This window comes from Brevundimonas sp. Soil_N_31, assembly GCF_057655995.1.
Genome location: NZ_JBDGLE010000004.1, coordinates 1 through 12,250, shown reverse-complemented (window position 1 = coordinate 12,250; position 12,250 = coordinate 1). Strand labels below are relative to the sequence as shown.

At 66.3% G+C, this 12,250-nt stretch carries 12 protein-coding genes; 7 read left to right on the top strand and 5 right to left on the bottom strand.

All coding sequences use genetic code 11. From position 1 onward, the window contains the following. Window positions 1-792: a TSUP family transporter gene (locus AC3A3G_RS07610; protein ID WP_487487890.1), complete on the bottom strand. Its 792-nt coding sequence runs from the start codon at window positions 790-792 to the stop codon at window positions 1-3. A 136-nt stretch (window positions 793-928) separates the two neighbouring features. Here AC3A3G_RS07610 and AC3A3G_RS07605 point away from each other — a divergent pair, with 136 nt between their 5' ends. Beyond that, window positions 929-1,720 (top strand): hypothetical protein, encoded by a 792-nt coding sequence (locus tag AC3A3G_RS07605; RefSeq protein WP_487487889.1) that lies wholly within the window; start codon window positions 929-931, stop codon window positions 1,718-1,720. Window positions 1,721-1,793: 73 nt separating this feature from the next. On the opposite strand, the gene AC3A3G_RS07600 is transcribed toward AC3A3G_RS07605, so the two are convergent. Further along, a complete protein-coding gene (locus AC3A3G_RS07600; RefSeq protein ID WP_200167908.1) occupies window positions 1,794-2,318 on the bottom strand; it encodes a hypothetical protein in 525 nt (174 codons plus the stop codon). 106 nt (window positions 2,319-2,424) lie between these two features. Between AC3A3G_RS07600 and AC3A3G_RS07595 the strand changes: the two genes are divergently transcribed. The 5 genes from AC3A3G_RS07595 to AC3A3G_RS07575 all read left to right on the top strand — a co-directional run bounded on the left by AC3A3G_RS07595 (window position 2,425) and on the right by AC3A3G_RS07575 (window position 7,049). Then, window positions 2,425-3,177, top strand: a complete 753-nt coding sequence (locus AC3A3G_RS07595; protein WP_368925295.1) for a DUF72 domain-containing protein — start codon at window positions 2,425-2,427, stop codon at window positions 3,175-3,177. Between the two features lie 4 nt (window positions 3,178-3,181). Beyond that, window positions 3,182-4,252 carry an NAD(P)-dependent alcohol dehydrogenase gene (locus AC3A3G_RS07590; protein WP_487487888.1) on the top strand — a complete coding sequence of 357 codons (1,071 nt, stop codon included), beginning with the start codon at window positions 3,182-3,184 and terminating at the stop codon, window positions 4,250-4,252. 100 nt (window positions 4,253-4,352) lie between these two features. Then, a complete protein-coding gene (gene phbB, locus AC3A3G_RS07585) occupies window positions 4,353-5,078 on the top strand; it encodes an acetoacetyl-CoA reductase (protein WP_003163916.1) in 726 nt (241 codons plus the stop codon). Between the two features lie 153 nt (window positions 5,079-5,231). Next, a complete protein-coding gene (locus AC3A3G_RS07580) occupies window positions 5,232-5,972 on the top strand; it encodes a DUF4908 domain-containing protein (protein ID WP_234288006.1) in 741 nt (246 codons plus the stop codon). Between the two features lie 54 nt (window positions 5,973-6,026). Continuing rightward, window positions 6,027-7,049 carry an isopenicillin N synthase family dioxygenase gene (locus AC3A3G_RS07575; protein WP_125901037.1) on the top strand — a complete coding sequence of 341 codons (1,023 nt, stop codon included), beginning with the start codon at window positions 6,027-6,029 and terminating at the stop codon, window positions 7,047-7,049. Between the two features lie 79 nt (window positions 7,050-7,128). Here AC3A3G_RS07575 and AC3A3G_RS07570 read toward each other — a convergent pair whose 3' ends face one another. The 3 genes from AC3A3G_RS07570 to AC3A3G_RS07560 form a co-directional block, all read right to left on the bottom strand. Next, the gene (locus AC3A3G_RS07570) at window positions 7,129-8,982 is read right to left on the bottom strand and encodes a ubiquitin-activating E1 FCCH domain-containing protein (protein WP_125901035.1); all 1,854 of its coding nucleotides are present in this window, start codon (window positions 8,980-8,982) and stop codon (window positions 7,129-7,131) included. Between the two features lie 177 nt (window positions 8,983-9,159). Then, window positions 9,160-9,867, bottom strand: coding sequence for a monofunctional biosynthetic peptidoglycan transglycosylase (gene mtgA / locus AC3A3G_RS07565; RefSeq protein WP_487487887.1), 708 nt, complete (start codon window positions 9,865-9,867; stop codon window positions 9,160-9,162). A gap of 112 nt (window positions 9,868-9,979) precedes the next feature. After that, window positions 9,980-10,945: a WD40 repeat domain-containing protein gene (locus AC3A3G_RS07560; RefSeq protein WP_487487886.1), complete on the bottom strand. Its 966-nt coding sequence runs from the start codon at window positions 10,943-10,945 to the stop codon at window positions 9,980-9,982. A gap of 85 nt (window positions 10,946-11,030) precedes the next feature. On the opposite strand from AC3A3G_RS07560, the gene AC3A3G_RS07555 reads away from it, so the two are divergent. Next, the gene (locus AC3A3G_RS07555) at window positions 11,031-11,717 is read left to right on the top strand and encodes an alpha/beta fold hydrolase (RefSeq protein WP_487487885.1); all 687 of its coding nucleotides are present in this window, start codon (window positions 11,031-11,033) and stop codon (window positions 11,715-11,717) included. The last annotated feature ends 533 nt before the right edge of the window (window positions 11,718-12,250 follow it).

The following is a 12,250-nucleotide window of genomic DNA, read 5'->3' as shown; positions in this document are numbered from 1 at the left end:
CTAGCCCAGCCAGCCGGCGATCATGGTCCGCAGCGGATTGGCCGGATCGGACAGCAGCCGCGCCGTCATGGCTAGGGAAATGACCACCAGCAGGGGGCGGATCAGCCGCGGGCCGAAGCGCATGGCCGCGTGCGAGCCCATGCGGCCGCCCACGAACTGACCCACCGCCATGATCCCGGCCAGCGCCCAGACCACATGGCCGCCGACCGCCAGGACGACGATGCCGACGACATTGCTCATCAGGTTCAGCGCCTTGGTGTGCGCCGTCGCCCGCGTCAGCCCCATGCCCAGCAGCATGACGAGGCTGAGCGCGAAGAACGACCCCGTCCCCGGCCCGAAGAAGCCGTCGTAAAAGCCGATCCCGCCCGCCACGAAGGCATAGGCCAGCGGCGTCAGCCGGGCGTGGGCGTCCTCGTCCGCCGCCTTGGGGCCGAGCAGGAAATAGAGGGCGATGCCGACCAGCAGCACGGGCAGCAGGATCATCAGCCACCGCGTGTCGACCAGGGTGACGGCGAAGGCGCCCAGTCCCGCCCCGACCGCGACGAGAACCAAGGGCCAACGGATCAGGCGGAAATCCACCCGCCCCTTGCGCCAGAAATTCCACAGGGCGCTGGCCGTGCCGACGCTGCCCTGAACCTTGTTGGTGGCGATGGCTGCGACCGGGTTCAGCCCCACCGACAGCAGGGCCGGCAAGGAGATCAGCCCCCCGCCCCCGGCGATGGCGTCGATGAAGCCGGCGATCACCGACGCGACGCCCAACAGGGCGATGATTTCAGGCGTCAGTTCCGGCACGCTTCGACACTCCCGCGACGCTGGCGCTATAGCCCCCCGGTCGCCGTCGCGCCATCGTCTCGTCTTTGGCTTGGACAGCAAGGCCGCGACAGGCTCATAGTGGCGTTCTTCCAGGGGGAAGCGCGCCGGAGGATCCGTGTCGTTCATCGCCGCCGTGACGTCCGCCCTGATTTTAGCCGCCCCGCCTCAGGCGGCGACGGCGTCGCCCGCCTCGCCGTCCGCCTCATCCTCCGCGCCGATGTCTGTTGCGCCGACCAGGCCCCAGTGGCTGCTGTCGCGCGAAGGACGGCAGGTCGTTTTCCGCGGCGCCTTGAACCCCGCATCCAGCGCGGCCCTGGTCGAAGCGCTGTCGGACAAGGACGCCGAGGGGCTGATCATCGACAGCGGCGGCGGCGACGACAACGCCGCCCTGGACGCGGCTGAGGTGATCCTGGCGCGGCGACTGCCCGTGACGGTGCGGGGCCAGTGCACGTCCGCCTGCGCCAACGCCGTCTTCGCCGCCGGAGCAACGCGGATCATAGAGCGGGCGGGGTTCGTCAGCTTTCACCACTCCTCACCGGTGATCGAGGCCAACTATCAAAGGCTGAACGAGGCCGTCCCCGAGGAGATCGCCCGCGGCGCCCGGCGGACGCGCGCCCTCTACGCCGCACGCGGGGTCGATCCCGCCATACTGGACTGCGCCGCCGCCCGGGTCGGCCTGTCCACCCTCCAGACCGAAGTTCGGATTCCCGGCGAGATCGCGCCGCGCGCCGCCTGGTTGTCGCGCCACTCCCTGTGGATACCGCATGAAGCGACCCTGCGCCGCTACGGCCTGGAATTCACCCGCTGGGGCCGACCGCCCAGCCGCCGCGACGTCCTGGCCCGCCTGCGCCCGCCCAACCCGCGCGCCGTGGTCTTCGGCCGGGCGGATGACTGCGTGTCGGACTGAGGCGGGGCGCGACAACCAGGCGGCGCGCTTAATGTCCGGAAGCTGGATTGAGGCGAACTTCGCTTCACGCCCCCTAGCAGACCTCGGATTCGACAACACCTAAGCTGACGAGGTCGCTGTAATTGGGCGGATCGCAATCGATCCCAACCCACAGGTCATCTTGGTCGCCGACGAAATCTTTGCCTCCCGTCCCTACCCAGAAGGAGCCATTGGTCGTTCCGTGTTTGACCCCGACAACCCGCTGATGTTCGTCATCAGGCAAGGTAAAAAATTCAACCGACGTGAGGGTCGAGCCGATCAAACTAATCCAACAATCACCAGCAGCCTGAATGCGATCCAATGAATGCGCGATCCATGCAGCATCCTTTGCTGTCGCCAGAACGAAACGATCCTCTGCCTGCTGCCAAGAAAGGTTGATGGCATTCTGATTGGTAAAGCGGACAAATGCCGCACCGGAAAACGAATACGACGCCATTTGCAGTTCTGAAGCCAGTTGCGGCGTATCGGCGGTGATCGGCATCCAAACCAAACCCGCGATTTCCTTCCCCAAGACAGGGCGGTAGACTTCTATCCAATCTGTCATGCCGTCAGAGAGCATGGCCCACGTCCGCTTTCCACCCCTTTCAGACCTTCACACCATCCGCTTTCCGTAGCCGCCGTCGGCGATTTCTGCGATCAAACGGCCTGCATCAGGAGGCTAGGTCATGGCGGAATCCATCCATATCGGCGTCGGCGGCTGGACGTTCGAGCCGTGGCGCGGGGTCTTCTATCCCGAGGGGCTGGTGCAGAAGCGGGAGCTGGAGTTCGCCAGCCGGGCGCTGACCTCGATCGAGATCAACGGCACCTATTATTCGACCTTCAAACCCGACAGCTGGGCGAAGTGGCGCGACGAGACGCCGGACGGCTTCGTCTTTTCGGTCAAGGCCAGCCGCTATTCCACCAACAGAAAGGTTCTGTCCGACGGCGCCGAGAGCTTCGAGCGGTTCCTGTCGCAGGGGCTGACGGTGCTGGGCGACAAGCTGGGGCCGATCAACTGGCAGTTCATGGGAACCAAGACGTTCGAGCCCGAGGATTTCGAAGGCTTCCTGAAGCTGTTGCCCAAGGAGAAGGACGGGGTGCGACTGCGCCACGCGCTGGAGGTACGCAACCCGACCTTCGCCACCGAACAGTTCTATGATCTGGCGCGCAAATACGGCGCGGCCGTCGTCTATGCGGTCGACGACGAGGAGCCGACCTGGCCCCAGATCGACGAGGCGACGGCCGACTTTACCTACGCCCGGCTGATGTCCAGCCGCGAGGACGAGCCGACGGGCATGACCTCAGGAGAGCTGGACGCCGTGGCGAAACAGGCGCGCGGCTGGGCCGAGCGCGGCGACGTCTTCGCCTACTTCATCTCGGGGGCCAAGGTGCGGAACCCGGCGGCGGCCCAGGCGCTGATCGCCAAGCTGAAGGACTGAACCCATGCCCATCGCCACGCGCGCCTTCGCCGCGACCGCCGCCGACCAGCCGCTGAGCCCCTACAGTTTCGAGCGGCGCGATCCGGGGCCGGACGACGTGGCGATCGAGATCAAATACTGCGGCGTCTGTCACTCGGACCTGCATGTGGTGAAGAACGACCTGGGCGGCACGCGCTATCCCATCGTGCCGGGCCATGAGATCGCCGGGGTGGTGACGGCGGTCGGCGCGAACGTCACCCGGTTCAAGGAAGGCGACCGCGTCGGCGTGGGCTGCATGGTGGACAGTTGCCGGACCTGTTCGGCCTGCCGCGAGGGGCTGGAGCAGTATTGCGAGCCGGGCATGACCCAGACCTACGGCTCGCGCGATCCGAAGGGGCAAGCCGTCGGCCAGACCATCACCCAGGGCGGCTATTGCGACCGCATCACGGTGGATCAGGCCTTCGTGCTGAAGATCCCCGACAGCCTGCCGCTGGACGCCGCCGCGCCCCTGCTGTGCGCGGGCGTGACCACCTGGTCGCCGCTGAAGACCTGGGGCGTGGGGCCGGGGTCGAAGGTGGCGGTGATCGGCCTGGGCGGGCTGGGCCATATGGCGGTCAAACTGGCCGCCGCCCTGGGCGCCGAGGTGACGGTGCTGTCGACCTCGGACCGCAAGAAGGCCGACGCCGAGCGGATGGGCGCCCGGCATTTCCTGATCAACTCGGACGCAGACGCCATGAAGGCGGCGGCCGAGCAGTTCGACCTGATCATCAACACCGTCTCGGCCACGCATGAGATCGCCAGTCACGTCAATCTGCTGGCGCGCGACGGGACCATGGTCATGCTGGGCCTGACGACCGAGGGGCTGCCGGTCTTCGCCATGCCCTTGCTGTGGCGGCGCCGGCGCATCGCCGGCTCGCTGATCGGCGGCATCCGCGAGACGCAGGAGATGCTCGACTTCTGCGGCGAACACGGGATCGTGTGCGAGATTGAGGTGATCGCACCCGATCAGATCAACCAAGCTTATGAACGGATGGAGCGGTCGGACGTGCGCTACCGCTTCGTCATCGACATGGGCCGTATGGCCGCGACGGCATAACCCCGTCTTCTCGTTCGCCGCCAGCCGCGCTAAGGCTGTCAGCAAGGGAGACGGACGGCGTCGCGACCATGACGACCGCCGCACAGGACAGGGAGACGTCATGACGCGTACCGCATTCGTCACCGGGGGCACCCGGGGCATCGGCAAGGCGATCGTTCAACGACTGAAGGAAGACGGGCTGCAGGTCGCGGCCGGTTATTCCGGCAACACCGAGGCCGCAGAGGCCACCGCCCGCGAACTGGGCGTCATGGTGGTGAAGGGCAACGTCGGCTCGTTCGAGGATTGCGAGCGGGCGGTCAGGGAGGTCGAGGCGCAGTTGGGCCCCATCGACGTCCTGGTGAACAACGCCGGCATCACGCGCGACGGCTTCTTCCACAAGATGAGCGCGGACCAGTGGTCCGACGTGATCCGCGTCAACATGGACAGCGTCTTCAACATGACGCGCCAGGTCATCAACGGCATGCGCGACCGGGGCTTCGGCCGCATCGTCAACATCTCCTCGATCAACGGCCAGAAGGGCCAGATCGGCCAGACCAACTATTCCGCCGCCAAGGCCGGGATGATCGGCTTCACCAAGGCCCTGGCCCTGGAGAACGCGCGCAAGGGCGTGACCGTCAACTGCATCGCGCCGGGCTATATCGACACCGAAATGGTCGGCGCCATGGACCAGAAGGTGCTGGACGCCATCGTGGCTCAGATCCCCGTCGGCCGCCTGGGCAAGGGCGAGGAGATCGCCGACATGGTGTCCTGGCTGTCGGGCGAGCGTGCCGGATATGTCACAGGCTGTACGCTCTCGCTCAACGGCGGGCAGTACCTGGTTGGATAAGCCGCGTTCGCCCAAAATCCGCCGTTCGCGCGTATCACCTCTGAAAACATGAGGACTGCGGTCGAAGTCGTGGCGGAGAAACCGCCTGCCTTCATCCTCGCGACGCATCGCGCCGCGAGGAGCAGACGCGCGCGCGCCTGGCGCCGGTCCGGCATGACGGCGGGGCTTACCCTTTTCCTTGCCTGCGGGGCTGTCGCCGCCGAAGCGACGGCCCAGACCCGATCCAACGCCCAGGCCGAGCAGAGTCGGGCCATCCGCGACCAGTCGATCATCCGCACCACGCCGCCGCCGGGGCGCTACACCTCCGAGGCGGGCCAGTCCTTCATCCTGGACCAGGCGGGGTCGCTGACCCTGCTGCGGTTCGAGCGATCGACCGAGACCTGGGCGCTGCGGCCGTCCTCGGCCCCGCGCGGCGACACCATCTATCGCAACGACGCCGGCGATCAGGTGCTGCGCGTCACCACCGGCGGCGGCATCACCGTCTATACGACGCGCGCGCCCGGCGGCTCGCCCGTGTCCCTGGCCGGACCGCCGGTCAGCCTGGCCCCCCCGTCGTTGGGGCCTGTGCAGATGTTCAACCTGATGGCGCGACGCAGCGGCCTGGTGTCGGAAGCCATGGGTCGGTTGGTGCGCATCAACCTGGACGGCCAGGAATCCGAAGCCCTGTGCATCGAGGCGCTGATCGTCACCACCGACGCGGTGGTTCGCATCGCCCGGTCGCCCAGCGCCCGCCCCTTCCTGGACCGATTGCGCAGCATCACCATCATCGAGGGGCAGCGCTCGTCCGTGACCTATTCCGGCGGCGATCTGCGGGTCGTGGTCGACCCCCGGCGCGGCATCGCCGGCCGCCCGTCGTCTGCGCGCGTCATCCGGGCCGTCATCCCGCAGGACTGACATTGGACCAACGGTCCGCCGCGCCGCATCTGCCCTTTCGCGCCCATTGGGCGTATGAGGGCCGCCATACTCACCATCACAGAGGCTGATTTCACAGTGACCTCTTCCCTCACCGCCGTCTCCGCCGAAGATCAGGCCAAGACCCGCGCCATCGTCCCGGTGTCGATGAAGGGCTATGACGCCGACTTTCAGGCCTTCTCGGACGCCCTGGGCGCCTCCTTCGCCCGCTACGGCTTTGCCGTTATCGCGGACCACGGTCTGGATCAGGGGCTGATCGACGCCGCCGTCAACGACGCCAAGGCCTTCTTCGCCCTGCCCGAGGATGTGAAGCGTCAGTATCACCAGGCCGGCACGGGCGGCGCGCGCGGCCTGACCCCGTTCGGCGTCGAGGCGGCCAAGGGCGCCAAGGCCGTGGACCTGAAGGAGTTCTGGCACACGGGCCGCGAGCTGCCGGAAGGCCATCCCTATCGCCAGTACATGCGTGACAACGTCTGGCCGACCGAGGTGGCGGGCTTCCGCGAGCACGTCTACGGCCTGTACGACGGTCTGGACGAACTGGGCCGCCGCATCCTGAAGGCCATCGCCCGCTATCTGAAGCTGGACGACGCCTATTTCGAAGACAAGGTCCAACTGGGCAACAGCGTGCTACGCCTGCTGCACTATCCGCCGATCCCGGCCGACGCCGAGGGCGTGCGCGCGGGCGCCCATGAGGACATCAACGTCATCACCCTGCTGCTGGGCGCCGAAGAGGCCGGGCTGCAGCTGAAGGATTCGGACGGCGAATGGCTGGACATCGCCCCGCCGCCGGGGGCGCTGGTGGTCAACATCGGAGACATGCTGCAGCGGCTGGTCAACCACGTCCTGCCGTCGACGACCCACCGCGTGGTCAATCCGGCGCCCGAGCGTCGCGGCTTCGCCCGCTATTCGACGCCCTTCTTCCTGCACTTCAACCCGGACTTCCCGATCGAGACCCTGCCGTCGACGATCACGCCTGACAACCCGGACCGCTATGCGGGCAAGACCATCCTGGCCGAGGACTTCCTGACCGAACGCCTGAAGGAAATCCGCCTGATCTGACCGGGCGGGACGACTGAAAAGCACGAAGGGCCGGCGGATCGCTCCGCCGGCCCTTTTTCTTGCCCGCCGATTGTCTGCGTCAGCGCGCGATGCGCAGGCGGGTGATATCGCGACCGATGGCGCGGAAGGCTTCCTTAAGGTCGGTATTCTTGTTCGGCGTAAAGAAGTGCTCCTTGCTGGTGGCGCACTTATCCATGACCTCATAGGCCGTATCCACGCCCGCCCCGCCTGTGCTGGTGCTGAGGTTGAAGCCGACCGTGTAGATGACGATATTCTCCTTCTTCATCCCCTCACAGAGCGCCACGGACTGGGCGAAGGGGGTGCCGTTCGGCGCGCTGCAGTTGATCTGATAGTTGGCGTTGCCGGCGGATCCGTTGCTGGGGGCGTCATGCGAGATCACGCCCTGGCAATAGGGGTTGTTGAACTCCCCGTCCGTCATCAGCACGACGGCCTTCAGCGTCTTGGAGGGGTCATAAGGATTGGCGCTGCTGGCGGAAGGCCAGACGGTATTGAAGTTCGGCGAGACCGCATACCAACCCCATTCAATGCCGATCTGTCCCGCTGTCGAACCGGCCGCCTGATAGGCGTCGATCTGACTGTCCAGCCCTTTCACGCTTCCCTTGTCGTCAACCTGATTGGTCAAGGGCGTGAGCGTATTGCTCAGGCAACGGTTGTCGCCGTGCGGGTAGTTGCGGCCGCCCCACTCGTCCCGCTCCAACGTTCGGCCTGGACTGCGGTCTGTCGGGATCAGTGCACCGGACCTATTCCGTTCGGTCCACAAACGTTCGCTGACACAGGTGCTCGAAGACAGGTCACGCAAGGTGCGATTGTCGCGACCGATGAAATAGCGTCGTTCGCAGCCGTCATAACCGCACTGAACGGATCCCCCTCTAGAGTAGGCGGATTGCTCTGGCCCCCATAGGCCGACGCTGAACTGGTCGTCGGAAATCTTCTTCACCTGGAAGGTGTTGTTGAGCGCGCTCATGCCCTGAACGCCCGAAACCTTCACCCAATCGCCCGTCGAGAGCGTGTGCTGGGTTGATGTCACCCATACCTGACAATCGGGCGCCCAGCACCGACGGAAACTACCGGTATTGTTGCGGCCGTTGCCCGAAAAGCCGGAAACTTGGAAGCTATTGGTCGTCACAGACGACACGCGATGGACGCGATTGTTCAATCCTGAAGAGGCGTTGCTGACGCCGCTGATCCAGACGTAATCGTCCTTTTTCAGCCCGTGATTGTTGGCGGTCAGAGTGCCGCCCGAAACGCGCGAAAGCGACTTGCCTGCATCCGCCCAATCTGCGCCCTCTATCACCGTCGACGCCTGCAGCGGCCCCCGCGCCTTAGCGGCGTAGTCGCCCAGGTTCACGCCCATGGAATAGGGCACCAGGGCCACGCGCGAGGTAAAGGGCGTCTGCTCCTTCTGCACCACGAGACCCACCAGCTCCTTGGCCGCTTCCTTCAAGCTGGTCAGCGGAGAGCCGGACATCGAACCGGTGATGTCCAGCACCAGCGCCACCTCCACATTGCGTGAGGCGCGCAACACCTGCGAACTGGTGCTGACCGGAAGGTAGTCGTCCATGAGCTTGCCGTAGGGCGGCAGGAAGACATTGGCGACCAGCACCTTCACATCGACCCTGGCTTCAGCCTCTACCCGTCGATTGTCGACCAGAACGAAACTGGCGGTGTCTCCGTCCTTGTCGAAATAACCCGGCATGTTGGCCTGCAACGCCGCCATGCCAATTCGATTGATGTTGAAGTCGTCGCTGTACTTCGAGCGCGCCGCGGCCAGGGCGGCGGCGTCTAGGGCGTCCTGGAGTTGAGCCTTCACCTTGGACGCCTGGTGAATATCGACGGCGCCGAGGGTGATCATCATCAGAATCGGCAGGGCGATGGCGAACATCAGCGCGACGTTGCCCTGGGTCTGGCGCATCAGGCGGCGGACGAAGAGGCGTGCGCCCCGCCCGGCTCGTTTCAGACCGTGTGTCACCCTTCAGACCCCGTCGTCGCGCGCGGACGCAAGGGTCCGCAATCGACCTCAGCATGACGCGGGTCCGTTAAGGCTTGGCCCCCCGTTCACGGTTAACGGCGGGTTGCGAAACGGCCCGCGTCAGCGGCGGTCGACGCAGGCGTCCAGTCCCTGTTCGCGCACCGTGCCCATGGCCGCCTGGATGCGGGCGGCGCGACGGCGGACATAGGGGCCGGGCGATCCGGCGTTGTAGCGGCGCGGGCTGGGCAGGATGGCGGCCAGGCGGGCGGCCTCGCGCGCCGTCAGCTTGTCCGCGCTCTTGTCGAACCAGTGGCGCGAGGCGGCCTCGGCGCCATAGACGCCCGGCGCCCATTCGGCGACGTTCAGATACATCTCCATGATCCGCCGCTTGCCCCAGCCGATCTCGATCAGGCCGGTGTAGCCGACCTCCAGCCCTTTCCTGACCCAGTCGCGGCCGGGCCACAGGAAGACGTTCTTGGCGGTCTGCTGGCTGATGGTCGAAGCGCCGCGCCTCTTGTCCGAGCCGCGCTGTTCGGCGCGTTCGTTGGCCTCCATCGCCTTCTGGATGGCCTCAACGTCGAAGCCGTGGTGCCGACAGAAGCGGGCGTCCTCGGCGGCGATCACCGCCTCGACCAGACGCGGCGAGATGCGGTCCAGCGAGCGCCAGCGATAGTCCATGCCGTGCCCGGCCGCCGCCTGCTTGACCATCAGGATGGTCGCCGGCGGCGGCAGGAAGCGATGCACCGCCACCCCGGCCAGCGGGAACAGGGCCAGGATCAGCAGAAAGGTCAGGAGCGGCCGCCGCTTGCGGTGTTTCGCACGGGTCATGGACGAAGCATGGCTCAGGAAGGTTGAGAAATCACAGCGATACTTGCCGAACCGCCGTCGCGGGGCTGGATCCTCGGGTCAAGCCCGAGGATGACGGCAGGGAGGCGCCGTTTCAGAGCGAGACCACGCCGGCATGGCCGTCCTCGTCCGCCCAGGCGATGCGGGCGGCGCCGGAACTCATGGCCAGGGCGGTGATGGGGGCGCCCTTGTCCTGTTTGACGAACTGAAGGCCGCGCCCGGCCGGGTCGGCCCACCAGACGCGCCCGTCTTCCAGCCCGGCCGCCAGACGGCCGTGGGCGGGGGCGGCGGCGACCTGGGCGATCAGGGTCGTCTCGTCATAGCCGATCTCGGTCGCCTCGCGCCCCATCGGCCCGTTGGAGCCGACGAAGGGCCACAGCACCACGCCCTGCGCGCCCGAGGTTGCCAGAAGCTGCCCCTTGGCCATGAAGGCGAAGCTCTTGATCTTGGACGGATAGCCGCCCATCCGCATGTTCTTCTGATCCTTCAGACGCCAGCCGTGCAGCTGGTTGTCCTGCATCGAGGTGACGACATAGGCGCCGTCGGTCGAGAAGCCGACCGCCAGGTGCGACCCGGCCCAGGCCAGCTTGGTCGGCTGCTGCTGCTCGATGCGGGCGTACCACAGCCAGGCGCCGCCATAGGTCGAGGCGGCGATGCGGCGGCCCTTGGGGTCGAAGGCCACGCCCGAGACGGTGCGCTCGTGCTGGAAGTCGCGGCGGAAGTGCGGATCCTTGACGTCCAGCACGCTCAGCGCGCGGCCCGAGGAGAAGGCGATCAGGCCCGACTCGGCCGAGGCGGCCACGGCGTCGATCCATTGGCCCTTGGTCTGGGCCAGCAGGACGGCCTCGCCCTCGCGGCTCCAGACCAGCTTGCCGTCGTCGCCGCCGGTGACGATCCCCTCGCCCGAGGGGTGGACGCAGGCGCACAGGACGGCGCCGTCATGGACCTCGCTGCGGGCGCCGCTCTCGAACCGCACCGAGCCGTCGCCGAGGGCGAAGATCGCACCCGTCTTGTCGAACAGGGCGGCGGTGACCTGGGCGTCGAAGGAGAAGGTCGTCATGTCGGCTCGCACACGCAAGGAAAGTCAGACCGGCCTCATAGCGTCCTGCGTCGCGTCTGTCGCCGGTCGCGCCTATAGAGAGGCCATGACCCTGCTGCTCATTCCCGGCTTCATGGCCGATACGACCCTGTGGGACGCTCTGAAAGACGACCTCGCCCCGTTCGGGCCGCTGGTCGCCACCGACCTCAGCCGGGGCGAGGATATAGAGAGCATGGCGGCGGCGATCCTGAGCGATGCGCCGGAACGGTTCGTCGCCGTGGGCTTCTCCATGGGCGGCTATGTGGCGCGCGAACTGGCGCGGATCGCGCCGGAGCGGGTGGAGGGTCTGATCCTGATCGCCACCTCGGCGCGCGGGGATACCGAGGAGCTGATCCGCCAGCGGCGTTCGTCGTTGAAGGCGCCGCCGAGGGCCTTCAAGGGGTTGAGTCGGCCGGCCATCGTCTCGTCCCTGCACCCCGATCTGGCGGACGATGAGGCGATGATCGCGCGGGTGCGCGACATGGGCTTGCGGCTAGGCGGCGAGGTGTTTCACCGCCAGTCGGCGATGGCGCGGGCGGGCGATCTGGACCGGCTGGGGGAGATTGTTCAGCCGACGCTGATCGTGGCGGCGGATGCTGATCGGTTGAGGACGCGCGAAGAGGCGGAGGAACTGCGGCGGGGGATTTCCGGCGCGACGCTGGAGACGGTGGAGCACACCGGCCACATGATCCCGCTGGAACAGCCGAAGGCGCTGGCGCGGGTGATGACCGAGTGGCTGAAGACCCTCTCCTGATGGGAGAGGGCTTGAGCGCACGAGAGCGTCAGCGATTGGTATAGGCGAAAGGGTGAGGGTTCGGGGGCGAAGTCGGCCAAGGGCCGCCGCGCAACGGCTTACGCCGACTGACAGGACAAGCCCCTCACCCTTTCGGCTTGCGGATCGCCTCCGGCTCCCCGACGGCATTGGGTAGCAAACACACCTAAAGCCCAAAACAGATAAGGGCACCGTCTTGGAGGTCGCATCTATGGGGCGGTCTGAAGTTTTGACACAGCCATTTTCAGCTTGAGCGGACCCTTCATCGGGCCTAGCGACGAGCACCATGAAGGAACAATGGCTGAAGAAAGCGCTGATCAGCGAGTACGCGAAGCTGCTGGGTGAACTGCAGCGTATTGAGAAGCCACCGAAGTATGAAACGCGCCTCAAGCCGGATAGGGACCGGTTTCTAGCCGAGGCGCCTCAGAGAGAGGCTAGGTGACGTGCCCCCCGTTTCTCATCCAGCCATAACAAGAGTCCGAGGTTGATCTGGGTAGAGATTGGTTGGGTTGGCA

Bases quoted from the DNA above. Each gene is read 5' to 3' on its own strand.
- AC3A3G_RS07600 (WP_200167908.1), bottom strand. From the start codon at position 2,318: ATGCTCTCTGACGGCATGACAGATTGGATAGAAGTCTACCGCCCTGTC.
- AC3A3G_RS07595 (WP_368925295.1), top strand. From the start codon at position 2,425: ATGGCGGAATCCATCCATATCGGCGTCGGCGGCTGGACGTTCGAGCCG.
- AC3A3G_RS07590 (WP_487487888.1), top strand. From the start codon at position 3,182: ATGCCCATCGCCACGCGCGCCTTCGCCGCGACCGCCGCCGACCAGCCG.
- phbB (WP_003163916.1), top strand. From the start codon at position 4,353: ATGACGCGTACCGCATTCGTCACCGGGGGCACCCGGGGCATCGGCAAG.
- AC3A3G_RS07580 (WP_234288006.1), top strand. From the start codon at position 5,232: ATGACGGCGGGGCTTACCCTTTTCCTTGCCTGCGGGGCTGTCGCCGCC.
- AC3A3G_RS07575 (WP_125901037.1), top strand. From the start codon at position 6,027: ATGAGGGCCGCCATACTCACCATCACAGAGGCTGATTTCACAGTGACC.
- AC3A3G_RS07570 (WP_125901035.1), bottom strand. From the start codon at position 8,982: ATGCGCCAGACCCAGGGCAACGTCGCGCTGATGTTCGCCATCGCCCTG.
- mtgA (WP_487487887.1), bottom strand. From the start codon at position 9,867: ATGACCCGTGCGAAACACCGCAAGCGGCGGCCGCTCCTGACCTTTCTG.
- AC3A3G_RS07560 (WP_487487886.1), bottom strand. From the start codon at position 10,945: ATGACGACCTTCTCCTTCGACGCCCAGGTCACCGCCGCCCTGTTCGAC.
- AC3A3G_RS07555 (WP_487487885.1), top strand. From the start codon at position 11,031: ATGACCCTGCTGCTCATTCCCGGCTTCATGGCCGATACGACCCTGTGG.